General features: G+C 63.2%; 20 protein-coding genes and 1 tRNA gene. 6 read left to right on the top strand and 15 right to left on the bottom strand.

The window, feature by feature from the left end:
- Window positions 1-12: 12 nt before the first annotated feature.
- From kdpA to IFT87_RS04260, 3 genes are all read right to left on the bottom strand, one after another.
- On the bottom strand, window positions 13-1,716 hold the full coding sequence (gene kdpA, locus IFT87_RS04250) for a potassium-transporting ATPase subunit KdpA (protein WP_037531785.1): 1,704 nt from the start codon (window positions 1,714-1,716) through the stop codon (window positions 13-15).
- A 14-nt stretch (window positions 1,717-1,730) separates the two neighbouring features.
- Complete coding sequence (kdpF, locus tag IFT87_RS04255; protein ID WP_037531783.1) at window positions 1,731-1,820, bottom strand: K(+)-transporting ATPase subunit F; 90 nt, start codon at window positions 1,818-1,820, stop codon at window positions 1,731-1,733.
- A 106-nt stretch (window positions 1,821-1,926) separates the two neighbouring features.
- Window positions 1,927-2,805 (bottom strand): TorF family putative porin, encoded by an 879-nt coding sequence (locus IFT87_RS04260; protein WP_031440225.1) that lies wholly within the window; start codon window positions 2,803-2,805, stop codon window positions 1,927-1,929.
- A 297-nt stretch (window positions 2,806-3,102) separates the two neighbouring features.
- Here IFT87_RS04260 and IFT87_RS04265 point away from each other — a divergent pair, with 297 nt between their 5' ends.
- Window positions 3,103-3,582: an SRPBCC domain-containing protein gene (locus IFT87_RS04265; RefSeq protein WP_031440224.1), complete on the top strand. Its 480-nt coding sequence runs from the start codon at window positions 3,103-3,105 to the stop codon at window positions 3,580-3,582.
- A 390-nt stretch (window positions 3,583-3,972) separates the two neighbouring features.
- On the opposite strand, the gene IFT87_RS04270 is transcribed toward IFT87_RS04265, so the two are convergent.
- The 3 genes from IFT87_RS04270 to IFT87_RS04280 are packed head-to-tail and all read right to left on the bottom strand — an operon-like array spanning window position 3,973 to window position 4,972.
- Entirely contained in the window at window positions 3,973-4,449 is a 477-nt protein-coding gene (locus tag IFT87_RS04270; protein ID WP_031440223.1) for a hypothetical protein, read from the bottom strand.
- A 32-nt stretch (window positions 4,450-4,481) separates the two neighbouring features.
- Window positions 4,482-4,736, bottom strand: a complete 255-nt coding sequence (locus tag IFT87_RS04275) for a transcriptional regulator (RefSeq protein WP_052149302.1) — start codon at window positions 4,734-4,736, stop codon at window positions 4,482-4,484.
- Entirely contained in the window at window positions 4,736-4,972 is a 237-nt protein-coding gene (locus IFT87_RS04280) for a hypothetical protein (RefSeq protein ID WP_031440221.1), read from the bottom strand. The genes IFT87_RS04275 and IFT87_RS04280 overlap by 1 nt, the downstream gene beginning before the upstream one ends.
- Before the next feature lie 212 nt (window positions 4,973-5,184).
- On the opposite strand from IFT87_RS04280, the gene IFT87_RS04285 reads away from it, so the two are divergent.
- Together IFT87_RS04285 and IFT87_RS04290 are read left to right on the top strand one after the other, a co-directional pair.
- Window positions 5,185-6,315 (top strand): FIST signal transduction protein, encoded by a 1,131-nt coding sequence (locus tag IFT87_RS04285; protein WP_192007627.1) that lies wholly within the window; start codon window positions 5,185-5,187, stop codon window positions 6,313-6,315.
- Window positions 6,312-8,201: an EAL domain-containing protein gene (locus tag IFT87_RS04290; RefSeq protein ID WP_192007628.1), complete on the top strand. Its 1,890-nt coding sequence runs from the start codon at window positions 6,312-6,314 to the stop codon at window positions 8,199-8,201. The genes IFT87_RS04285 and IFT87_RS04290 overlap by 4 nt, the downstream gene beginning before the upstream one ends.
- Window positions 8,202-8,289: 88 nt before the next feature.
- Here IFT87_RS04290 and IFT87_RS04295 read toward each other — a convergent pair whose 3' ends face one another.
- Window positions 8,290-9,402, bottom strand: coding sequence for a carbohydrate porin (locus IFT87_RS04295; protein ID WP_042466875.1), 1,113 nt, complete (start codon window positions 9,400-9,402; stop codon window positions 8,290-8,292).
- Window positions 9,403-9,581: 179 nt separating this feature from the next.
- On the opposite strand from IFT87_RS04295, the gene IFT87_RS04300 reads away from it, so the two are divergent.
- Both IFT87_RS04300 and IFT87_RS04305 read left to right on the top strand, forming a co-directional pair.
- On the top strand, window positions 9,582-11,465 hold the full coding sequence (locus tag IFT87_RS04300; RefSeq protein WP_414712132.1) for a methyl-accepting chemotaxis protein: 1,884 nt from the start codon (window positions 9,582-9,584) through the stop codon (window positions 11,463-11,465).
- A gap of 54 nt (window positions 11,466-11,519) precedes the next feature.
- On the top strand, window positions 11,520-11,861 hold the full coding sequence (locus tag IFT87_RS04305) for a PilZ domain-containing protein (protein WP_031395616.1): 342 nt from the start codon (window positions 11,520-11,522) through the stop codon (window positions 11,859-11,861).
- 63 nt (window positions 11,862-11,924) lie between these two features.
- On the opposite strand, the gene IFT87_RS04310 is transcribed toward IFT87_RS04305, so the two are convergent.
- The 7 genes from IFT87_RS04310 to IFT87_RS20305 form a co-directional block, all read right to left on the bottom strand.
- Window positions 11,925-13,112: a DUF1624 domain-containing protein gene (locus IFT87_RS04310; protein WP_042466873.1), complete on the bottom strand. Its 1,188-nt coding sequence runs from the start codon at window positions 13,110-13,112 to the stop codon at window positions 11,925-11,927.
- Window positions 13,113-15,182, bottom strand: a complete 2,070-nt coding sequence (locus IFT87_RS04315; RefSeq protein WP_342211127.1) for a TonB-dependent siderophore receptor — start codon at window positions 15,180-15,182, stop codon at window positions 13,113-13,115.
- Between the two features lie 478 nt (window positions 15,183-15,660).
- On the bottom strand, window positions 15,661-15,972 hold the full coding sequence (locus IFT87_RS04320; RefSeq protein WP_031440215.1) for a hypothetical protein: 312 nt from the start codon (window positions 15,970-15,972) through the stop codon (window positions 15,661-15,663).
- Window positions 15,969-16,547, bottom strand: a complete 579-nt coding sequence (locus IFT87_RS04325; protein ID WP_192007629.1) for a hypothetical protein — start codon at window positions 16,545-16,547, stop codon at window positions 15,969-15,971. Before IFT87_RS04325 ends, IFT87_RS04320 begins: the two co-directional genes overlap by 4 nt.
- A 643-nt stretch (window positions 16,548-17,190) precedes the next feature.
- A tRNA-Thr gene (locus IFT87_RS04330) sits at window positions 17,191-17,304 on the bottom strand.
- Between the two features lie 53 nt (window positions 17,305-17,357).
- On the bottom strand, window positions 17,358-19,403 hold the full coding sequence (locus IFT87_RS04335; protein WP_192007631.1) for a DUF3857 domain-containing protein: 2,046 nt from the start codon (window positions 19,401-19,403) through the stop codon (window positions 17,358-17,360).
- A 123-nt stretch (window positions 19,404-19,526) separates the two neighbouring features.
- Window positions 19,527-19,880, bottom strand: coding sequence for a hypothetical protein (locus tag IFT87_RS20305; RefSeq protein ID WP_249403214.1), 354 nt, complete (start codon window positions 19,878-19,880; stop codon window positions 19,527-19,529).
- Between IFT87_RS20305 and IFT87_RS20310 the strand changes: the two genes are divergently transcribed.
- Entirely contained in the window at window positions 19,815-20,147 is a 333-nt protein-coding gene (locus IFT87_RS20310) for a DUF4113 domain-containing protein (protein WP_249403173.1), read from the top strand. The genes IFT87_RS20305 and IFT87_RS20310 overlap by 66 nt on opposite strands.
- A 188-nt stretch (window positions 20,148-20,335) precedes the next feature.
- Here IFT87_RS20310 and IFT87_RS04345 read toward each other — a convergent pair whose 3' ends face one another.
- A complete protein-coding gene (locus IFT87_RS04345; protein ID WP_192007635.1) occupies window positions 20,336-24,013 on the bottom strand; it encodes an ATP-binding protein in 3,678 nt (1,225 codons plus the stop codon).
- Between the last annotated feature and the right edge of the window lie 13 nt (window positions 24,014-24,026).

The raw sequence follows: 24,026 nt of genomic DNA on the forward strand, positions 1-24,026 counted from the left end.
GGTGGCCCCCGATCAGGACAATGTGCCGCTGATCATCGCGAGATGATCGGCGATGGGACCGAGCGCGAGGCCCGGCAGGAAAGTGAGACCACCCAAGATGAGGATGATGCCGACCAGCAGCCCCACCCACAGCCCGCCCGTCGTCGGGAACGAGCCCGCGCTTTCGGGCGTGTACTTCTTCGCGGCCAGGCTCCCGGCGATGGCGAGCATCGGCACGATGATGAAGAACCGCCCGACCCACATCGCGACGCCCAGCAGCCCGTTGTAATAGGGCGTGTTGGCGGTCAGACCCGCAAAGGCGGAGCCGTTGTTGGCGACCGCGCTGGTGAAGGCGTAGAGAATCTCCGAGAAGCCATGCGGCCCCTTGTTGAGCGGCCCCGCCAGCCCCTGCTGCAACACCGATGACAGCGCGGTCAGCCCGAGGATCATCAACGGCAGCACCGCGATCGCCAGCACCGCCAATTTCACTTCGCGGCTTTCGATCTTCTTGCCGACATATTCGGGTGTGCGCCCGACCATCAGCCCAGCGACGAACACCGCGAGGATCGCGAACAGCAGGAAGCCGTAAATCCCTGCGCCGACGCCGCCGATCACGACCTCGCCAAGCTGCATGTTGAACAGCGGAATCATCCCGCCGAGCGCGGTGAAGCTGTCATGCATGCTGTTGACCGCACCGCACGACGCCGCGGTCGTGACGACCGAGAACAAGGCGGACGCGGCGATCCCGAAGCGGACCTCCTTGCCCTCCATGTTGCCGCCCGCGACGCCGAGACGCTGGAGCACCGGGTTGCCCGCGGCTTCCTGCCAATAGGTGACGGTGACGCCGGCGAGGAACAGGATCAGCATCGCCGACAGGATCGCCCAGCCCTGCTTGGTGTTGCCGACCGCCTTGCCGAACGTCCAGGTCAGCCCGAAGCCGATCAGGAAGATCGACAGCATCTGGACGAGGTTGGTCAGCGCGGTCGGGTTCTCGAACGGATGCGCGGAGTTCGCGTTGAAGAAGCCGCCACCATTGGTGCCGAGCATCTTGATCGCCTCCTGGCTCGCGACCGGGCCGAGCAGAAGCGACTGTTTCGCGCCCTCCAGCGTCTGGACGTCGACGACGCCCGCCATCGTCTGCGGCACGCCGCTGGCGATCAGGAACAAAGCATAGACGATCGAGATCGGCAGCAGGACATAGAGCGTGACGCGCGTCATATCCGCCCAGAAATTGCCGATCGCCTTGGACTCGCGCCGCGCGAAACCGCGGAACAGCGCGAAGGCGAGCGCGATGCCGGTGGCCGCGCTCAGGAAATTGTGGATAGTCAGCCCCAGCATCTGGCTGAGGTTCGACATCGTCGATTCCCCGCCATAGCTCTGCCAGTTGGTGTTGGTGGTGAAGCTGATCGCGGTGTTGAACGCGAGGTTCGGGCTGAGCCCGGCCAGCCCCTGCGGGTTCCCCGGCAGCACGCCCTGCAAGCGCAGCACGGCATAAGTAAACGCCATCAACATAACGTTGAACAGCAGCATGTGGAGCGCATACCGCCGCCACCCCTGCTCGGCATTCGGGTCAATCCCGGCCAGTTTGTAGAAACCGCGCTCGACCGGGCCGAGCACGATGTGGAGCGGCGTCCTCCGTCCCTCGTACAGCGTGAAAAGCCACACGCCGACCGGTTTGGTCAGCGCGAGCAGGATGGCGACGAAGCCGAGGATCAGGATCCAGCCCTGGAATGTCATGGTGTCCGCCTCCTTCAGAAGCGTTCGGGGCGGATCAGGACCGCCACCAGGTAGACGAGAAGGCCAAGCGCGGTCAGCGCCGCGAGCCAGAGGTCGAGCGTCATGCGTGCGTCCTCACGCGTTGTCGCAGAGCCGGGCATAAGCGAGCGTCGCCGCCACCAGCCCGACCATGACGAGGATCCAGATCAGGTCGTCCATCACCATCTCTCCTCAAAAGGCCGCGGTGAGCGACGCGACGATGGTGCCGCCGGCGATATTGCCGCTGCCGTCCTGTCCCTTGCTGAAACTGGGGCGCAGATAGATCGCCTCGGCGCCCGAAATGTCGGTGTCGATGTACGACACGTTGAAGGTGAGGTTGTGCCAGGTCGCATCCGCGCCGAGCGACCAGTCCCAATATTCGCCGGTCGGCGCGACCGCGGTCGCGTTGGGGCCTAGCCCGTCCTGCCCCCAGCTATGCCCGACATGCGCCTTGGCGGTGATCGGCGTACCGGCCAGCGCAAGCGCGCCGTCGCCCCACAGGTACAGATTGTCGTCCTTGTCGCCCGGACTCGTATAGAGGCCCGCCGCGGCATCGGCGCCGGTCGCATACCATTTGCCGATCGCCTGCTGTTTGGGCGCATAGGCGACGCCCGCGGTCAGCGTTGCGGGGCCGGCGGTGCCGCTGAGCTTGGCATAGGGCTCGGCAAAGTCGGTGTTGTCCGCGCCACCCGGATACATGTACCAGGTCAGCCCGGCGTCGAGCGTCGCATTGTCGGCCAGCTTCACCTTGTAGCCCCCGATCAGATCGAGCTCCATATTGGCGCCGCCGAACGTCCCCCAGCCGGCAAGGTTTGATCCCCAGACGCCGGCATAGAGTCCGCTCTCATGCGACACCGTGATGCCGCCCTGGACGGCCATTTCCCGGTCGGACTGCGACACGCCGCGAAACCGATAGTCGGAGGCGATCGCCGCCGAACCGCTGACCGTCAGCGTTGCCGGCGGGGCCGTATCCGCAGCCGCCTCGGCCTTGTCGCCGGGTGTCGATTGCGCCTGCGCGGTGACGGGAAGAGCGAGGATCGCGACGACCATGGCCGCATGACGGAACTTCATTGATGCACCCCTTGAACGGCGCTCGTCACACGACGATGCCTTCAGAGATGTGCGATTAGGCGCATCGATCGTAGCAATTCGAGATCGATTCCGGGAAATGGCATATAGCGCGCATATAGCTGGCGCATTTTTTACGCTGTGGGCCGATATGCCCGGTGATAAACCGGCGCCAAATTGGCGATGGCGCGCGCGGCCTCGCCGCGGGGGCGATGTGGATCGAGGCACACCGGCAGCTTTGCGAGGCCCGCTTTGCCGTATTGGAGAATGTGATCCGTGACCTGAAGCAGGAGGAAAACGATGAACGGCCAGGGTAGCAATGCGGTCGAGCGCTGCGGCGATCGCGAACTCGTCGTAACGCGGATATTCGATGCGCCGCGCAGCACGGTCTATGAGGCGTGGAGCCAGGCCGATCTCTTCCAGCGATGGTGGGTACCGAAGTCCGTCGCCGGCATTTCGCTGGTCGCTTGCGACCTCGACGTCCGCACCGGCGGCACATACCGGCTGGGGTTCAGCGCCGGCGGCTCCGATATCATGACCTTCTACGGCCGGTATATCGAGGTGGTACCGAACGACCGCATCGTCTGGACCAATGACGAAGGCGAAGAGGGCGCGATCACGACGGTGACCTTCGAGGACCGCGATGCACTGACGCTGCTGACGTTTCGCGAATTCTATCCGTCCCGGGAGGCGCTCGACGAGGCACTGCAGGGCTCGGCGGCAGGATTGCCGGAGCAGCTCGAACAACTCGGCGCATTACTCGCCGGCCAGGATCGATAGCGCGGGTCGGGAACCGCTGCTCTGGGAGTATATGCTCGCTGGAGTCGTGGAGCGTTTGCCAGACCCGCCCAGCTGTCCGCTACGGCATGGATCCCGTGTCTTGGCCAAAGACGAGAAAAGCGCCCCGCATGTCCGTGTGAAAGATCATGGCGGGGCGCTGAGGGTACTCGTCACTGGAGGCGAGAGCCTCGAGTGCTTGATTAGGATCAACTAGTTGATAATGTGTGAAGCATCCCGCCCGCTCCGTGTGACACCGTCGATGTCGCGGGCGGGATGCCGAGCTCTTACCGTCTTGGAGCAGTAAGCTCTGCGACGAGCGTCTCAAATATGGCCGCGGCGGACAAGCCTCATGTCGTCCGCGAATCCCGGATCGAGACAGACAGCGCCCCGTCACGCGCCCTGCCCTCCTTTTCCAACGGCAGCATCGCGATCGGGCGAGCGTCCAACGGCCTTTATCGGGTCGCCGCCGTCGTCTTGTGGCGCTTCTGCCATCACCGGGCACAGGCAAGCGGCGGGCGGCCGTTCATAGGTCGGCAGGCCGCGCGCCTTGCGCAGGCCGATCAGCATATCGACGCTGAGCGGCATTCCGACCTGCCGGCAGATCGCGCTAAGATAGGTCCGGGCATAGGTCGCCCGCGTGTCCGGCGTCCGCGTGATCGCATTGGGTGCCGCGGTGACCACCCGCCAGAACTGGTCGAACGGCGACCGGTCGCCCTCACCCCAGAAATGCAGCAAGGCCAACGCCAGCCGCAGCCCCGGATTTGGCCTCACCGGGTGCGGACAGCAATCGTCGATCGTCTGGTCGAGCACGCACAGCGCGGTGTAGATCAGCCGCGCACGCGTGGGCGGTTTTGCAGGATCGGACATTGGTCACGCACGGCGCCCGATGCAGCGCCGCGTCATGTGCGCGGGACCCAGATGTCGCGAATCCCGAGCCCGAACTCCCCCGCGCCGAGATACGTGCAGAGCTGCTGGTGATTGTCGCAGGTCAGGGCCGCCGGACGCCCCTCGTTGATGAAGCGCGCCAAATAGCCGGGCGACCGGTCGATCATGCGCGACAGGGCGGAAAGGCTCTCTCCGCGTTCGTCGGCCAGCTGGCGCAACGCCTGGCGCGGATCTGCCGGCACCAGCGCCAGGCGAAGTCTCGCGCCCATTACTGCACCATCCAGTCCAGTTCGGCATCGTCGATCGCCGCGAACGCATCGCCATCCGCCGACATCTCGCGCAGGCGCTTGCGTACGGCTTCCGGGTCGCCGTCCTTCGGAAACTGACGATCGGCGCGTGCTGCATCCGCGACCGGATCGATCCAGTCGCCGCGATCGCGCTGTTTCAGCAGCCACCTGCCGAATGTCTCACGCGTCGTTTCAACCCCGTCATCGTCCCTGCCCATCACCTGATCCTCCTGCCGACTCGATGACGGCACTTCTATCCTGTTCCCGTTTCGTTCTCAATGGGCTTAGGCCGTTCATGTGCGAGCCGTCCGCTTCGGCGGGGGAGGAATCGACGCGCTGACTAAGGGGTTTCCCTTAGGTCGCCGGCAACAGGCCGGAAACCAGTCCACCGGCACAAGCAGCGTTCACTGCCATTTCCGGGACGGCGCTCATGTGGTCGAAGCAAATCAACGCGAACAGCGAATCGGCGATGTTCCCAGCGGCCCCCGATCTGGTGATCGTGTTCGGCCCGACCGACCGCCTTGCCGATCGCACGCTCATCGACCGGCTCGCGCACCGCTACGACACCGCGATGATCGTTGGCTGCAGTTCGGGGACGATGGTCGAAGGTGATCGGCTCGACGACGACGGGGTCGTCATCCTCGGCATGGGATTCGACCGGACCGAGCTGCGCCTCGCGGTGCAACCGTTGCCATCGTCCGACCTGTCGTTTGCGGCTGGTGCGGCGCTTGGCGAGGAGCTCGCGGCCGACGGGTTGTCGGGGATATTCGTCCTGTCGAACGGGCTGAACGTCAATGGCAGCGCCCTCGTCGCCGGTCTGCGCACGGTGATCGGCGATCGCGTCGCGCTGAGCGGCGGGCTGGCAGGCGATGGCGCGCGGTTTGCGGACACGCGGATCCTGGCACGCGGCGAACACCACGCAGACGTCGTCGCCGCCATCGGCTTCTACGGCGACCATGTCCGGTTCGCGCATGGCAGCGCGGGCGGCTGGCAGCCGTTCGGCCCCGTACGCACGATCAACGATGCGGCGGGATCGACACTGCGCGGACTCGACGGCGAGCCGGCGCTCGCACTGTACGAGCGCTATCTCGGTGAGGAGGCGGTGGATCTGCCTGCATCGGGGCTGCTCTATCCGCTGGAGATCTGGGATCCCGCCCACCCCGATGTTCGCGTCGTCCGCACATTGCTCGCCATCGACCGTGACGCCGGCACGCTGACCTTTGCTGGCGACATGCCGCAGGGGTGGAAGGCGCGGCTGATGCGCGGGATGTTCGACGAACTGATCAACGGCGCCTCGACCGCGGCGCACCACGCGCTCGACCAGACGGCCGCGTGGGGGACTTTACCCTCAGCGTGCCTCGCGATCAGCTGTGTCGGGCGGAGGCTGCTGATGGGCCAGCGCACCGAAGAGGAAATCGCCGCGGTCGCCACCGCGCTCGGCCCGGACATCGCGCTGGCGGGCTTCTATTCCTATGGCGAGATCGCGCCGCAAAATCAGACCGCGGTGCCGTGCCTCCACAATCAGACGATGACGATCACGCTGATCGGGGAATGTGCGTGAAGCCCCCGCCCCCGATCACTACCGAGCCGCCGGTGCTCCACCGGATCGCGGCACGCCAGGCGGAACGCGCGCGACGGCCCGACGGCGGGATCGACACCGATCGCCTGCTCGCGCTGGTGTCGGCGACCTATGCCGAAACCGATGTCGACCGGCGGCGATCGGATCGCGCGAACCGCCTGATGGCGCAGGAACTGGAGGTCGCGCTGGCGGAAAGCGCGCTTCAGAATTTGCGGTTCAAAGCCGCGCTCGACAACATGAACCAGGGGCTCGCACTGTTCGATGCGTCCCGGCGGCTGGTGCTGACCAATCAGCGGTTCCTCGACATCTACGGGCTCGATCATGCCGTTCCCGGCCTGTCGCTCGACCAGCTGCTGAGCAACAGTCCCTGCCTGTCGGTCAGCACGGCCGACGAGCATCGTCGACTGGTCGAGGAATATGACGGCGCGGCCTCCGCCTATGGCGCGAGGATCGAACAGCGCTGGCCGGATGGACGGACCATCACGATCGAGCGCACCCGGCTGGTCGATGGCGGTTTTCTCGACACCGTTGCCGACGTCACCGAAGCGCGCAACGCGTCCGCGCGCCTCGCGCATCTGGCGCGGCATGACGCCCTGACCGATCTTCCCAACCGTACCATGCTGCGCGAACGGCTCGACGAGATGATGCGCAACGCCCGCAGCGGTGATCGCTGCGCGATGCTGTGTCTCGACCTCGACCGGTTCAAGCTCGTCAACGACACGCTCGGCCACCCGGTCGGCGACGCGCTGCTCGTCGCGGTGGCATCGCGTCTCGTCACGCTGGTCCGTCATCATGACGTCGTGACCCGGCTGGGCGGCGACGAATTCTCGGTCCTCGTCCAGCATGTCACGTCGGACCATGCGATCGAGCAACTGTGCCGCCGCATCATCGAGGCACTGACGCAACCCTTCGAGATTGGCGGTCACCATATCCAGATCGGCGCGAGCATCGGCGTCGCCATGGTCGAGGTCGACGCGCTCGACCCCAACGTGATGCTCCGCAATGCCGATCTCGCGCTGTACAGCGCCAAGGCGGGCGGGCGCGGCAATTATTGTTTCTACACGCCCGACATGCACGTCTTCGCAACCCGCCGGCGCGAGCTCGAGATCGAACTGCGCCGTGCACTGAAATCGGAAGAGTTCGAGGTTCACTACCAGCCGCAGGTCGCGATCGGCACGCATGCGGTGGTCGGCTTTGAGGCACTCGCACGCTGGTATCATCCCGAGCGCGGCATCATCCCCCCGAACGAATTCATCAGCGTGTGCGAGGAGATCGGGCTGATCGGCGCGGTTGGCGAATTCGTCCTGACGCGCGCCTGTCGGGATGCGGCATGCTGGCCGGACAGCGTCAAGATCGCGGTCAATCTCTCCGCGCTGCAGTTCAAGTCGGGGACGCTGCCGGCCGTCGTCGCCCACGCGCTGCGTGTCAGCGGCCTCGATCCGCGCCGCCTCGAACTGGAGATCACCGAAAGCGCGATGCTCGACGACACGGCGAGCGTCCTGAAACAGTTGCGTGACATCAAGCAACTGGGCGTGCTCATCTCGCTCGATGATTTCGGCACGGGCTATTCGTCGCTGAGCCATATCCGCAATTTCCCGTTCGACCGGGTCAAGATCGATCAATCGTTCGTCCGCGATCTCGGCACCAACAGCGACAGCCTGGCGATCGTGCGTGCGGTGACGGGGCTCTGCGGGAGCCTCGGGATCCTGTCGACCGCCGAGGGGGTCGAGACGCTCGATCAGCTGAATATCCTGGTCGCAGAGAAGTGCGACAGCGCGCAGGGCTATTATTTCAGCCGCCCCGTGCCGTTCGTCGAAACGCTTCCCTTCGTCTCTCGCATGCACGCGCTTCAGTCACAGGCCGCCTGAGCCGGGTGCGCGGATCGGACGCGGCTGGCCGTTGCTCACGGCAACGCCAGTCCTCGGGGATCCGCAGGAGCCGCGATGAGGCTGACCGTCAGCGACGTGAAAATTCGGCTATCAGCCGCAGCCCGACCACGAACGCCGACCGGCGGCCTGCGCCGGCATAGGCGCGGCGAACATATTGCACGTCGGGCTGGACCGCGAGGAAGGGCGCTGCCCGATCCTGATAGGTGATCTCGATCCCCGTCTCCGCGGCGTCGGCGTGATCGCCGGCATCGCGCACCGTCTGACGCAGAGCCTGCGATAACAGGCCCTGCGCGACGCCGATCGAGAATTGCCCGTCGGGCCGTCCGGGAACGAGGCCGCGTGCGAGCAGCCCGGTTTGAAAACCGCCGCGAAACGGCGTCGTCTTCCCGTCCGATATGCCCGCGCGCAGGAACAGATCGATGCCCCGGCCGTCGTCACCGACCAGCCGCTGATCGACCAGTACATAGGCACCGATCGCCGTTCGTTTGACCGGATCGCCGTTGCCGTCGCACGCCCGCATGTCGTCCTGACGCCGCGTGTAGCGCCACGCACCGAACGCCAGCTTGCCGTTGGCGCGTGTCCCGGCCTCCGCGATCAGAAGCGCGCCGTCGTGCATTCCGAGGTCGATCCCCGTCGTATCGCCCAACACCCCTGCCCGCGCATTCACGACGGCAGCGTGGAAATAGCCAGATGTGCCGATCGACGTCTTCAGTCGCATCGTCAGCGCGGTCGAGGGGAAGATCGAAGGCCCGTTGGGCCCCGTCGCCGCGAGCTCCGAGCCGATGCCGAACGCCGGCGCGACCAGCATGCCCGCGGAGTCATTCTGGTAGAAGTCGACGTTCAGATCGGACAGCCCGACCAGCAGCGCGGCGCGTCCACCCGCAAGATCCTGTTCGACCCACGCCTCGTACAGCTTCACGCGGCCGTCAGCGACCTCGATATTGTCGACGCCCTGCACCGTCCCCGCCAGCGCATTGATCGATCCCCCCTGATTGCTCAGCACATGGAGATGCGCGCGCGCGCCGCGCCAGCCGGCCAGCCGGTCGAGGTCGCCATCGGCCGTGACCTCGAGATTGTCGAGCACCCGCGCGCCCCGCGCGTCGCCGCCAGCGACGTTGCCCATGAGATCGACGACATAGCGTCCCGTGATCGCGACGGCACGTGGCGGGGGGTCTTGCACGACTTCTGGCGGGCCGGACTGCCCCCAGGCAGGTAACGTCCAGGCCGCGGAGAGTAATAGGGCGGGTCCGACCAGTCGAGGCACCGTCATAATATCCACGCGCCACCTCCGAGCACTGCATTCCCGCCTATTATAGAAATCGAAACGTGTCCCAGTACGGAACAGGCCAGCAAAACATGATGATGACGAAGTCCCGGTCGCGTGATGCGATGTCGCTGACCCGTATGATCCGGATGGCGGGCGTGGTCCTGTTCGGACTGATGCTGCTCTGCGGTGCGACCGGCATCGGCGCGGCGTGGATGCAGAGCGCCGCGCTGCACCGTCTGACCGATGCGACGACGCTGCTTTCCAATCACCAGGGCGCGGACATGATGCACGACGCGATCCGCAGCGACGTGCTCGCGACATTCCAGGCAGCGGAGCCCGGCAGCGCGATCAAGCCGGATGATATCCAGAAGGATTTCCGCGAGCATCTCGTCGCCCTGCGCGAGGGGATCGCAGCGGATTCGGCGTACACCGGCGATGCTGCGGTCGCCGCGGTAACTTCCAGGCTGGCGGCGCCGATGGAGGCCTATGTCCGCGCTGCGACGCAGGTCATCGATCGCGTCGGCCGCGATCCGGTCGCCGCGCGTGCGATGCTGCCCGGGTTCTTCGATCAGTTCCGCGTGCTGGAAGTGTCGATGGGCGCGGCGTCGGATGCGATCGAGACGAATTCGACACGGTCCGCCGAGAAAGCGGAGCAGCTCGGCACGATCGCGATGATCCTGCTCGCCATCACGCTGGCGGTCGGCATTGCCGGAACGCTGGCATTCGTGATGGTCGCACAGCGCCGGGTCGTCCGGCCGATCGTGGTCCTCGCCGGCACGATGCGCGCACTCGGCGACGGCAATCTCGCCGCCGAGGTGACCGGCGCGGATCGCGGCGATGAACTGGGCGACATGGCGAAGGCGATGCTGGCGTTCCGGAACCAACTCCAGGCGGCCGAGGCAGCGAAACAGGCCCAGGCGGCACTGATCGTCGACAGCCTGGGTACCGGCCTCACCGCACTGGCGCAGGGCGATCTGACCGCCGAGGTAGTCGCCGATCTGCACGCGCCGTTCACCGGGCTCAAGAGCAACTTCAACAGCGCGCTCGCCAGCCTGCGCGGGCTGATCGGATCGGTCGCGCAAGGGGCGATGATGATCCGGACCGGATCACAGGAGATCGCGCAGGCGAGCGAGGATCTCGCCCGGCGCACCGAAAGCAACGCGGCCAGCCTCGAGCAGACCGCGGCGGCGATCGCGCAGATGGATCAGCGCCTCAGGGCTACCGCGGTCGCCGCGGGCCAGACCGTCGAGCGGGCGGACGGCGCGATCACCACCGTGGCGGACGGGCGCAGGATCGCGGACGAGGCGGTCCAGGCGATGACCCGGGTCAGCGAAAGCGCGACGGGGATCGACAGCGTGATCGAAGGACTCGACAAGATCGCGTTCCAGACGCGCGTGCTGGCGATGAACGCCGCGGTCGAGGCAGGGCGTGCGGGCGAGGCGGGTCGCGGGTTTGCGGTGGTCGCCGATCTCGTCTCCGCGCTGGCGATGCGCGCCGAGGAGGAGGCCGGACGCGCGCGCGACCAGCTGACCGCGACGCAGGCCGATATCGGCACCGCGGTGGAACGCGTGCAGCGGGTCGATGGTGCGCTGTCGGCGATCTCGACGGATGTGCGCGGCGTGCACACGCTGCTCGCCGGGATCGCGGACGACAATCGTGCGCAGTCGAGCGCGATTACCGAGGTCAGCATGGCGGTCGGCGCGATGGACCAGGCAACGCAGCAGAATGCGGCGATGGTCGAACAGACCTCCGCGGCGGCGCGCAACCTGACCGCCGAAGTCGCAGCGCTGTCGGACCAGGCGGCGAAATTCCGCATCGAAGGCGCGCAGCGTGGCGCCGGGGCAATTCGGCAGATGACCGAACAACCGGACCTACAGCGCGACACGCGCCTGCGCTCGTCTCGATCGGCGACCACCACGCCCCCCGCCCCGGTTGGTATCGACGAGGACGCGGATTACGGGTTCGCCGCCTTTTGACGCGAGCGACGCGTGCTTAACGCGGCATTAGGGTTGATGGCCTAGATGTGGCGTATGAAGACCTACCGCCGCCTCGCCAGCGACATCAGCCACGATCTGCTCGATCGACGCAATTGCACGCGGCGTGCGATCAGCCTCCCCGTGACGATCGTCACCGGCTTCGGCGACACACACGCGGCGATCGTTCAGAATGTCTCGTCCCGGGGTTTCAATATCCAGTCCGAATATGGCGTCACGATCGGCCGGTTTCTCTCGCTCGACATACCCGGGCTCGCCCAATATCCCGGTTGGGTGGCGTGGTCCTATCTCGGGGGATTCGGGCTGGAGGTCGCCAACCCGATCCCCGAACAGGTGATCGAGCATATCGTCGCGATGGCCGTCAGACACGCCGCCTGAGCTGCGGCATGCCCGGCGGGGGCCGCGTGATCGCGTCGTCACCGCGCCGATGCGGACCTGCCATCAGAAAAAGCGCAGCCAAGCGATATCCCGACGACGCTGCTTCAACCGCGCGAACCACATCGTCGGGAGCGAGAAGGGTATGATCAGGACGACGTACCAGATGAGCACCCAGGCATAGCCGTCGACCATGAAGACCGCACCATCGGTCGGCCCCCACCACGCCAGCGCCGCGTGATAGAGGATGCGCAGCATGGTGAGATGAAACAGATAGAAGAACATCGGTGCGGCACCGAAGACGGCCAGACCGGACACGAGCCGTGAGCTCGCCAGTCGCTCGCATTGCGCCAGCAGCAGCGCTCCGCCGCCCAGGGTCGGCAGCAGGAACAGGAGCGACGGCGGATATTTCGTCATCGACAGGAAGCTGATCGCCGTCCGCAGCGGGCTGTTATCGACCACATGCCAGGGCGCGTCGCCATAGAGGTTGAACGCGCGCAGCGTGATGAAGCCAACGATCATCCCGATGCCGAGCCGCGTCAGATATCGCCTGCGCTGCGCGGATTCGACCATGCGGTCAAACCACGGCCCGATCGCGTGACCGAGCAGCATGACCCCCAGCCACGGAAGGATCGGATAGGTCGTCCTGGCCAGGAACCCGAACGGCAGGGCGATCACGTCACGCTGGTGCAGCAACGCCCAGACCGGAAACAGCGTGTCCCCCTGGTGCAGCCGAACGGGATCGAGCAGATTGTGGCCACACACCAGCACCAGTCCCAGGGCGATCCGTGCCGGCCGGGGGAGCCGTATCAGCCCGGCGAGCAGGATCATGCACAGGCCGAGGCACCAGATCACCTGCAGCCAGAAGGTCGGCTGAGGCACGATCCCCCAATAGAGTGGCGACAGGTACAGCACGTCGATCGCCATCAGCAGCAACCCGCGCTTTGCCAGGAACGCGGCGGTTTCGCGCGGCGTGTGGCTGACGCCGAAGAGATAGGCGGAAAGGCCGGTCAGCGCGACGAAGATCGGCGCGCAGAAGCTGGCGGCGAAGCGCGCGATCGCGAGTGCCGGCATGACCGTGTTGGCATCCACCGGATCGGGCATGGGAACAAGGACAAGCCATGTCTCGCGCAGATGGTCGAGCAGCATCAGGATCATCACGATCCCGCGCACCGCGTCGATGCTCTCCAGTCGCCTGCGCGGGATATCGCGATCGGGTGCGGCAGCGCGCGTCTGGTCCGTCGTGATCGCCATTCAGAATTCCGCTCGCAACGACGCGCGCACGGTGCGTGGCGCGCCTGGATAGATCCAGACCGAATTGTACGAGCTTTGCGCGTAGCGCTCGTCGAACAGGTTATCGACCTCGGCGCGGACCGTCAGCGAACTCGATAGCGGGATGTCGGCGGACGCCTTCACCCTCACATAGTCGGGCAGCATGAGCCCGCTGGCGTCGGTCGCGCCGGACCGCTTGCCGACATAGGCGACACCGCCGCTGATCTGCCAGTCCCGGCCGGTGCCGGGATCGAAGCGGTGCACGATAAAGGCGGTCGCCGAATGATCGGGGACGTTCAGCGCGAGCGGCGTGGCGAACGACCGATCGTCGGTGCGCGCCCGGGTCCAGGCATAGTTCACCACTGCCTGCCACCGCGCGGCAAGCCGCAGCGACGCATCGAATTCGACGCCGCGGCTCGTCAGCGATCCCACCGGCGCCAGGAAATTGGCGTCGTTCGGATCCGTCGTGAGGACGTTGCTCTTTTTGATATCAAACCAGGTCAGGCCGACATCGATACCGCGCCAGCGGCCCGCCGCGCCGATTTCGTAGCCATGCCCCTGTTCGGGGGCGAACGCGACACCCCCCGCGCCACTGCCGGAATTCAGCTGGAACGACTCACCCCAGTTGGTGTGGACCGAGAGCGCGTCGCTGACGGCATAGCGCGCGCCGAGGCGGAAATTGACCGGGCGCCCCCTGGACACGGTCGTCGCCTTGACGAGATTGCGCGCGAGCTGCTGCCGATAGGCGTCGAGGCGGATGCCCCCGACGAGATCGAGCCGATCGGTCACCGCCCAGGCGTCCTGCGCGTAGAGCGACACCACGCGCCGCGTTTCGCGCTGATCGATACTGGGCAGGAGCGGCAGGGCCTGCGTCTCGCCATAGACGGGGTTGAAGACGTCGATCGCATAGGGATTGTCTGCTGTCGGATTTCGCCGGTTCAGCAGTTCGAGATAGTCGAGCGTGTTGCCCTTGATGCCCAGGCTCGGACGATGAAGCCCGAGCGCCTGCACTTCGCCGCGCACTTCGAGACGCGCGGACAGATCCTCGACTTCGTAACCCCGTTCGCGACGCTGCCGCCACAGCGTGTGTCCGTCGACGACGCGCGACGGATCCGCCGAAAAGCCCCGCAACGTGCCGGTCCGATAGGCGACGCCGCCGACGAGCGACCATGTCCCACCCAGCCGCGCTTCGCCGGTCAGCTGGTGGCGGGTGTCGCGCGCGCGCGTCGGCCCGTTCGAGGGTTCGCCGAGAAACCGCGACGCCGGCAGCGCGAGCGGATCGCCATCGACCGCCGCCACACCGCGGTCGAACGGCGCGTCATAGACGATATGCTGGGCGAGATAGGTGAGCTGTACGGCGTCGCTCGGCCGGAAGGTCAGCGATGGGGACACGACGCGGCGCTTCACCGTCACGAAATCGCGGTAGCCGTCGCTGTCTTCGGTCGCGACCACGATCCGCGCGGCCAGCGTCCCGGTCAGCGGCCCCGTCGCGTCGAGTTCGATGCGACGCGTGTCGAACGAACCATAGTGCAGCGTCGCCGACGCCTGTGATGCAAAACGCGGCGTCTTGCTGACCATATTGACCCGTCCGGCGGGATCGATATCGCCAAAGACGGCGCCGGCAGGGCCCTTGAGGATCTCGATACGCTCGATCGTCGCGGGGTCCCGCGCAGGGGCGCTGCCGCGATTGGCGATGAAGCCATCGGTATAATATTCGCCGCCGCCATCGGCGGTGCTCAGGAAGCCGCGGATCGCGAAATTATCGGCAAAGCCCCCGCGATTATTCTGCTGGCTGCTGCCGCTCACCAATTCCAGCGCGTCGCTCAACCGGTACGTCCCCGCCGCACGCAGGATGTCCTGTTCGAGTGACCGGCTTGATTGCGACATGACTTCGGTCGCGCGATCGGAGGAAAGCGTCGCGTCCCGCGATGTCCGGGTCCCCAGCACGACGATCTCGTTCCGCTCCGCCGGTTCCTCCACGGCCTGCGCAACCGCCGGCGACCCTGCCATCATGCCGATCGCGCCAAGCGTGTGCCGCAGCCGAAGCGGCACAGCCCCGCCCGATAATCGTGTCACAGTCCGCATCGTCCAGCGTGCCAAGAGACTTCCTCATATGCGATGATATGTTGTCTCCTAACGTCACCACTCCGCTATGGCAACGCGGCAGTCTGCAGTGGTGGCCAGGTGTACGAACGATCGACCTGAACCTGCAGGGCGGGACGCAAAACAAGAAGCATCGAGCTTTGCTGCCCGTCCTTCTGACGCTCGATCGCTGGCTATGGGCCGAATACGCGACCTCACGTAAATCAAATTGAGGGACCGCGCCGGCCGCGGCTGGCTGGTCAATTATCGCGGGCGAGCGGTGCAGAATGTCGACCGGGCCTGGGACACCATGCTTACGAAGCTCGGACTGCCGATGGGCCGCGAGTGGCGCTCGTACCTATTGCGCCACAGCCTCACGACGCTCGCGCGCAACCGCGGCGCTACGAAGTGGGATTTAGAAGGTTTCATGGGTCACAGCGACGGCCGTTCAGCCCCTCGCGTCGCGCAACGCATCCAATGTAGCCATCTTGACCGGGTCTTCAACTGCAAGGGCCTCTTCAAGATAGTAGCCATAAGATATGTTGCGCACCACCTCTTGCGCCTCGCCACTATATTCTTCCGCTATGATCGGAAACGCATTCACGAGCTCACGGAGAAATCCCTTGTCCATCTCTTGAAGATGGCTAGCTAAGGCTTCCATCATTTTCACGGCGGTATCAGGGTTAAGTTCCTCGTCGTCGGTCAGTTCGAGGAACACGGCATACTCCGCGATAATTTCTGCAACCTGCATAGCGATCATGGCTTCACAACCTTTACGTGAATGTTCGTGATGCTCATCTGCTTGAGCAGTTTCAGTGCCTTGGTTTTCTCGACAGGCGTAGGGACCTCCCACGTCCCGATCAGACGGTGTTGTACCAATACCTCCGGCTGCCGCAAAATCTGGGCCCGCGAACGAGGCCTGTTTACGACAGCCCATTTTCGGTCGACCATAAAATCGCCCTGAATGCCGTCAAACTTCACCGGCCGCTTAGAACCGTTGGGCATCGTCCGCATCAACTTTGGCGCCTGACCGGCGCGCGCGCCGGGCGCCGAATCGTTATAGGGTTTCCATGCCTTTTTTGACGTGGTCGTCTCCTTGACCCAGCCGATTTGCGGCGGGTCAAAGGTTATACGCGGCCTCGCGATAGCGAGTCGGCGCAATGCGGCAGCCTTGGAGAGCGCCGCCCCCGGCGCTACCGCCAGCGCGACGTTCCCAGCAACCTTTCCTGCGGCGCGACCGATGTCCCGCGCCGAGGCGTTGGCAACGGCGCTTGCCGCGCGGGAGGCCTGGATATGGGCCGGGGTATCCTCAGCAGTGATTGCGGTGTCGATCATGGCCGCGATGCCACGGCCGGCGTTGCGAACAGTCGTTACCGGATTTGTTGTTAGCGCAGCATGGACTCCCGCCACGGTTCCTTCCCCAACATCATAAGTCCCTGACCGACGCCATCAACGAATTCGGCGACGGGGTTCGGCTGACCACCGGGCCGCGCTCCCGGGATCCGCGTGGACTGCACCTTGGCCGACCTGCGTTCTACCGATTTCGGGTCGTCGCCCGTGAGCGATCGGGCGCGGGGCGTTTCAGCCTTTGGCGGTTTTGCGGTCCGCGATGTATAACTATCCCCTAGGCTTGGAGCGCGACCGCTCCCAGAACGCGCACGATCGTTTCTGGCGCTCGTCGTATCGGTTTGGGTCGGTCCATCACGGCGCCCCGCGCCTGCAAATGTAAACCGGCCGTCCGCCGGATCATGCCATGGATTGATTTGAGTTCGAGACCGTCAGGACCTAGCGCCGATGGCACCATGCCCGTCCGTAGCCACCGTGAAAATGCGGTCCGCTTACGGATGCCTGATGTCTGGACCATGCCATCCCCCGCCTATTGCTGCGGTGAGAACATCTGAGCAACATTATCCTACGAGTCAGCGCGCAACGCGAGCAAATCTTGAAATTCGCCCTGCTCAACCGCGCTTCTGTAGTATGGTGCCGCTTACAGGACTCGAACCTGTGACCCCCGCATTACGAATGCGACAGTATCTGGCAAAAACCGCAGAAAACCGTGGGTTATTGTCGGCATTACGGGCATCAAAACGCCAAAATCGATACATCTGCGATACCAGCGCGATACCAAGATCCGGCGTCTGGCGACTACGGCTTTTGACACGGCGGATTCGCAGCCGCGAAATCACTGAATGTACCAAACCTGCTCAATGTATCGACAGCGGCCTTCGCGGCATCCTCGCGCCCTTTGTTTGATACCTCCCAGACGTAGGACTTGTTGTTGTCGAACTTGGGGACGGCGTTCGGAATAGCGGCCGCCTCCGTCGCACTGATTTCCGGCAACTCGACACGGCGGCTCTTGACCATGCGCGCCGTCACACCGTCGAACGATGAGATCCGCCAATAGGAAATGCCGCCAAGTCGCCGATCCATAGGATCGGATGAGAACGACCAGCGGAAGCCCTTGCCTGCCGCTGGCACTTTGATCGTCGTCGCGTAGCAGGTGAACGACGGGTACTCGTTGGCCCAAGGCACATCCTGCGGCTGATCCTTTGGCCGCTTCATCTCATCAGGCGGCGGAAAGCCGGCGCCGAAGAGATAGTGCGTGTGCCCCTCCGTCGCGTCGCCGTCCCAGTCGACCTTGCCCTCACCTTCGACACCGAGCACGAGAAGCCGGTTCGCCTCGTCGAACCGCCAGCTAGTACGGGTCGCTTCGACGACGGGGTATTGCTGTCGCCAATAGGCGACCAGCGCCTTGTCGGCGTCGGCCGGTGCGAGGCCAGCAAGCTGCGCACGCATCCCGAATATCTCGTCGCCGCGCAGCGTCACCTGGATGCGATATTTGCCGGGCTTGTCGAAACCGGCGGACGCATCGACGTCAACCGCTTGGATGCGGCTTGGCGAACGCGGCACGATGGGCGCGATCCGCTCAAGCGCAGCACCGCCTGCGCGCAGTGGTAGGCCCCAGCGCGACGGCGGCGGTTCGAGCCCAGTCAGCGATCGGTCGCCGAGCCTCGTGCCGTCGAGCCAGATCGACGCGGCGCCGATCGTCGCGCGCACGACGACGTGATCGAACACCGCAGGTGTGGGAAGGCGCTCGTCGGTGCCATCGCCGCCTTTGCTCGCGACCAGCACAGGTTCGGACGCAATGCCCAGCTCGTGCAGCAGCGCGATCAGAAGCACCGTCTTCGCCTTGCAATCGCCGAAACGGCGACGCCACGTCTCGTCGACGTTCGCCGGTTGATAATTCCCGCCGTCGAGGCCGACATAGACGTAGCGGATGCGATCCTGGACCAGTTGCAATGCCGCCATCGCGCGTTGCGCCGGATCGTTCGTCGCGGCAGCGATCTTCGCCGCCTCCGCCTTCACCGGGGATGTCGGGCTGAGCGTTCCTGCACGCACGAACGGTGCGCTGAACGTCCGCGAGACTGCCGGCCAATCGCTGTAACCACTGAACTGCATCAGCCTCGCGATCGAATATCGCAGCGGTGCACCGTCCGGTATTGTCACGGACGCCGGATCCGCCAAGGTGAGTTGGCGCTCGGTTTCCAAGCCCATGTCGCGGACCACCGGCTGAGGAAGATCGGGTGACGCTCGAAAGGCGATGCCTGCACCCGTCGGCGCGATCAGCCGTACCCGGTACGCTCCGCGAACGCCCGCAACCGGAAACTGCATGAAACCTTGAGGCCGCTCGCCGAGGCTGGTCTGGCGTCGGACCGTCGTGATCGCAAACTCGAGCACGTCCCCGACCTGCAAACCCGCAATCTGCAACGTCGCCGTCAGGTTACCGTCGAGCGCGGACTGTTCGAGGTTGTTTTCGCGCTGGATGACCGTGAACTTCTGCGTGGCGAGCACGTCGATGGTCTGGTCGTCCCGCATGATAGCCAGACGATGGACGACCATCTCCTCATTCGCGGGCGACCATGTCATGGTCAGATTGCCGGCGGCCAATGCTTCCGGCGTCAAGAGCGCCAGCTTGGTCGCCTGATATTCTTCCTGGCCGCGGTCCGTCACGCGAACCTGCTGGTCGGCAGAGATGATGCGCAGCGGAGCGCCGGGCGGCGTCGGCGCGTTACTTCCCTTGGGCGCCGCGATCACCCATGCTGCTGCCGGCGCATACCGCACGACACGCACCGGCGCTCGATCTGCCGCATACACAACACTCGTACCACACAGCGCGACGATCGGCGCCATTCCGCGCCACATTGAGCCCCTGAACAAATCTATCCCCCTGAACGTCGCTATAGCTTACCCAGGGCGCTACTTACCGCAACATCTGACCGACCACGCTGCCAGCCGCAAGCCTCCCGGCTGAGCCTATGTCGCGCTGTTCGGGCTCGGCTTGTCCCAAGCGGGAAACAGCGTCTTCAACCGATCGACGGTATGCCGCCACTTGGGCGTCTTCGGCGCGCACACGCTGTTCTGGTTGCCAAACATGCCGACCTCATGGATCGCAGCATCGAGCCCGACGGTGGCGATCCATTCGACGGGCACGAAATATTCGCAGCGGTCGAGATCCTCGATGAACTCGCGGTGATAGCTGGCTTTAGTGAGTATGTCCGCCGCAGGCACCGATGCGCCTTCACCGTTGCGAAGTTCGAAGTCATGCATCGCCACCGGCTCGCCGCGGACCACACCGACACCGACAAAGCCGTATCCCGGCGCCTTCACCCAGACGCGGTCGCCTGGATCCAGCAGGCGAAGCGTGCCGCTATACCATGCGCCGCCGCCGGCCGAGATGAAGCCGTAGCGTCGCGCCTCATCCCAATCGCGGCTGTGCCCGTGGGCGCCATCGACGAGATCAACGGCCGCTTCGGTAAATTCGCTGCGGTTCCCGCGTCGCAGGGGTTCCGGCGGGAATGGAGGATGCGATCCGAGATGAAATCACCAGCATGGACGACGCAGATCAGCGACGTGCCAACCGTATCTGCGAGATAGCCGACCGCCGCGGACGGAGGCGCGGTTTTCGTAAATAGCGGCTCGTCCGACTTCAGACGACAATCGTCAAATCCGGACATCCGTTTATGAACCGCATGGTGGCAGCCAACTGCGCTGATCATCCACCTAATATCGACTATGCCCCCCCCAACTTGGTCGGCCCAATCGGCTCAAGCAGCGGAACCTAATCATCGAGCATTGCTCAGAAATTTGATCGGCAAACGTCGTCGGTAAGGGGCATGCTCATGCAGCCACGCGTCGAATCGGCCTAAGCCTGTCTGGTCTCGCTTTAAGCACAACATACCCATATTAAGCCCCTGCCGGACCAGCATGGCCATTGCTCCGTGGCTTTCTGCTAAGAAATCAACCCCGTCGTCAACCAAATCACGATCAAAAACTGTTGCTAGCGCCACAATCTCTGAAACGGCCCGTACCGACCCAACTGGGTCAAGATTATAGATGCATGCGGGACCCAGTACTAGTGATTTAAGAGTTTTGCAGATCAATTGCCTATCGAGCAATGATAATTGCCCCCTACCTTCTACAACGCTGACGATACTATTAAGAAAGATTGACCGATCAGTAAAAGTTATCTTTTCATCATTTAATCGACCGATGAGCGACGAAAACCGGTACATGGTGTCTTCATTATCCGGAAACGCAATACACCATTCAAATATGGCAAATATGACTGACGGGGGAAGCCCACTCTGCCTAGTTAGGATTTTGCTAAAATAGACAAACTCTGGTTTTCGCCCCCAGATTTTAACCCATTGAGTCACTGGTTCAAGAATTGCTTCAAACGGTCCTTGACGTTCAAGCCAGGATCTATAGACGAACTCGGCACCATCCGTCTGTCCGTGAGCATCTATCCACGCAAGAAGTGACGCCGCAACCACTTCGGCATCGCCTCCAGCATCAAGCCAAGCCGAATAAACGAACTGCGCGGACTCGGCTTGGCCATGAACATTTATCCACTCAAGCAGCGGCGCAGCGACAATCTGGGCTTCACATCCGGCATCGAGCCAAGCCTTGTAGATGAACTGAGCGCTGATAGCCTGGCCGTGCGCCCTAAGCCATAAGGGCAGCGGTGCAGCGACCGCCTCGATCCCGCCCCCGGCATTGAGCCACGCCTGATAGACGAACTGGGCACCCTCACCCTGCCCATGCGCGTCAAGCCAAGCAAGCAACGGCACGGCCACCGACTCCGCGTCACCTCCAGCATTGAGCCAAGCCGTATAGACGAACCCCGCGGATTCGGTTTGGCCATGCGCGTCAAGCCAACCAAGCACCGACGCAGCCACCGAACCCGCGCTACCTCCAGCATCAAGCCAGGCCGTATAGACGAACCCCGCGGATTCGGTTTGGCCATGGGAGCCTGCCCACGATAGCAGCGCAGTCGCGACCACGTCGGTTCTGCCCCCCGCGTCGAGCCAAGCTTTGTAGACGAACTTTGCAACGCAAGCCTGGCCGTGCGCGCTTACCCATACGCCTAGAGCTACCGCTATTGCCTCGGCGTCACCCCCGGCGGCTAGCCAACTCTGCAAAACGAAGGGAGCACCGTCAGTCTCGCCGTGCTCGCCTAGCCATTCCAGCAACGATGACCCAACGATCTGAATCCCCCCACCCGCATCTAGCCAAGCGCGGTAAAGATAAGTCGCGCAATAGGCGCGCGAGTGGCGCTCTAACCAACGAACTACTACAGGCTCGATCGCCGACGATGGTTCGCCGTTCTTAAGTATTTGTACAATAAGGAAGTGCGCCTGTTCTGATCCTATAGAATCCGCGCAGGTCGCTAAAGCGCGTTCGCGAAAGCGATCAGGATCGAAGGAGTAGGCCCGCCGCAAGACCATGTTAGAAGATTGCCGTTGATCACAAGCGTAATCGAGAAGGTCCGAGATTATCTGTAACTCGGGACCATCTGTAGACTTCATTCCCATATAGGCCGCTTCGGCAGCTAAATAACTCAGAATACCATCCATAGATCGCTCACGTCGAACTACCTGCTGTAAGGCATACGAGTGTGACAACACGCCTAACTTATCGTCAAAATTAAGCAACTTACCTTTAAGAATTAAACCGCAGCACGCTTCCACCTGCGCGCGCTGATTCACCAGCAAGACCTCGACTACTCGTCGCCCATCAATTTCGTTAAAATGGGGGTGCTGCGCAAGACGTTCCAGCGCAGTCAGTGCTTGGGCCAAGCCAAGACGCTTGGCAGCTACGTCAAGCAGTTCGAGGGCGTGGTCTGTGGCAACATGCTCTGCCTCAAATAGCCACCGCGCCGCGAGAGAATCTGCAAAGACATCATGTACAGCTACGTATGCCTGGTCATGATATTCAATCCATCGATCGGTCTTCAGGCTGTCGAGTAAGGCGCCCCATTGCTGTACAAACTCGGGGTAACGCCTCTCAGGAATTGGCAAGGCAAGCGCAATATGGGCGAGGGCTCGCTCCTGCTCGCGCCGATCGGCGCGCGGGCCAATTAAAATCTCGATGCGGTGGTTGAACCACTTATCGAAGTCGCCGAGACTGTGAAGCGCACCAAATTGCAAGTCGAACCGTTCACGGTAGTTCCGGAATAGGAACAGAGCAAAAGCTGCCAGTGCAGGAACGCCATGGCATACCCGAGCTAAGCATTCCGCCTCTGGAAACGATCCGGCCGATATAATTGATTGTGTGACCCACGAGACGTAATCGGCCTCACCCAGGCGCGTGGAACTCAAGCTCCGTTCCTCCGCATCCAACGGATTTAGGCCCTCACGAACCTGCGAATTAGCACTTGATCGGCAGGTAGCGACTAAACAAAATTTATGATTGGTATTCGAAATAATATGGGCAACGGCATCAGCAATTTCAGCAAGTGCAGGAACTGCTTCCGCATAATCGATTAACAAAAGTACTGACGCGTCCGTAGGATAACGTTTTGCAAGATCTGTAATAGATTTGAAATTTGAACTTCTTCCCAACCAATAAACGTCAAAGCCGTAATCATCACCGCCGAGCACGGCCGCTAACTCTAGCAGTAAGCGAGTCTTGCCAACCCCGCCCGGACCCGTTATAATCAATCCTGGTTTTCTTCCTTGCGCTAACGTTGCCGCGAAGTCGGTCTCGGCGCCCTCCAGTTGGGCACCGGTCTCGGCAACATATTGACTGCGTGAAAAATAGCGCAAAGTGCCGCTTTGTAAGAAATTGCGAAAGCTAGCCTCTTTGCCCGATTGGCTGGCGGGCAAGTCAACTCCAACCGGCAAACCTCGGAACCAGCGAAAGGCCAGCGCAGGGTGCTCATCAAGTTCAGCATCGAACCATTCCCACGGCAGAACCTCCACCGCTCCCTCACACTCCGCCAGTCGGCGCAGAGGCTCGACGCCTTGCGAAACGAGCTTGCCGAAATCGGCTATAATCTGTTTTTTCAGATCACTAAGTTGATTTGGAGTCATGGCTGCTGTTACGCAAAACCGATAGCGTGAGACTGGCCTTTCTAGGTCTAGCCAAGCCTGATAGGGTGAATTTGGCGAGCTTTCGGGATCGGAATATAGTCTTGGTAAATTTTTTGCCAGGTTACGATACACTTCAGCCCATCGATTCGGTGCCTCCTTTGCATTTTCCGATCCAATGAATTTACATTCCGCTACGGCGATGGATCCAGGGTCGGTTAGGTTATCGAGCAGATCGATGGCCCCGTCTCGCCCGCGAGCCAATCGCTTTGAAAAACCGCGCTCGCCTCGCGCATAGCGAAAACATTCGAAGACAAACGCCTCGAAGGCATATCCATCGTCGTCGCGCTGAAAGGCTCGCGCACCAAAACTTCGTCTTTTGTCGTTCACATTGACAGGGTGCGGCAACCGAATGATCGGGTCAATCACGGTCGGACACTTT

It is taken from the genome of Sphingomonas sp. CFBP 8765, assembly GCF_014841445.1.
GTDB classification, from domain to species: Bacteria; Pseudomonadota; Alphaproteobacteria; order Sphingomonadales; family Sphingomonadaceae; genus Sphingomonas; species Sphingomonas aerolata.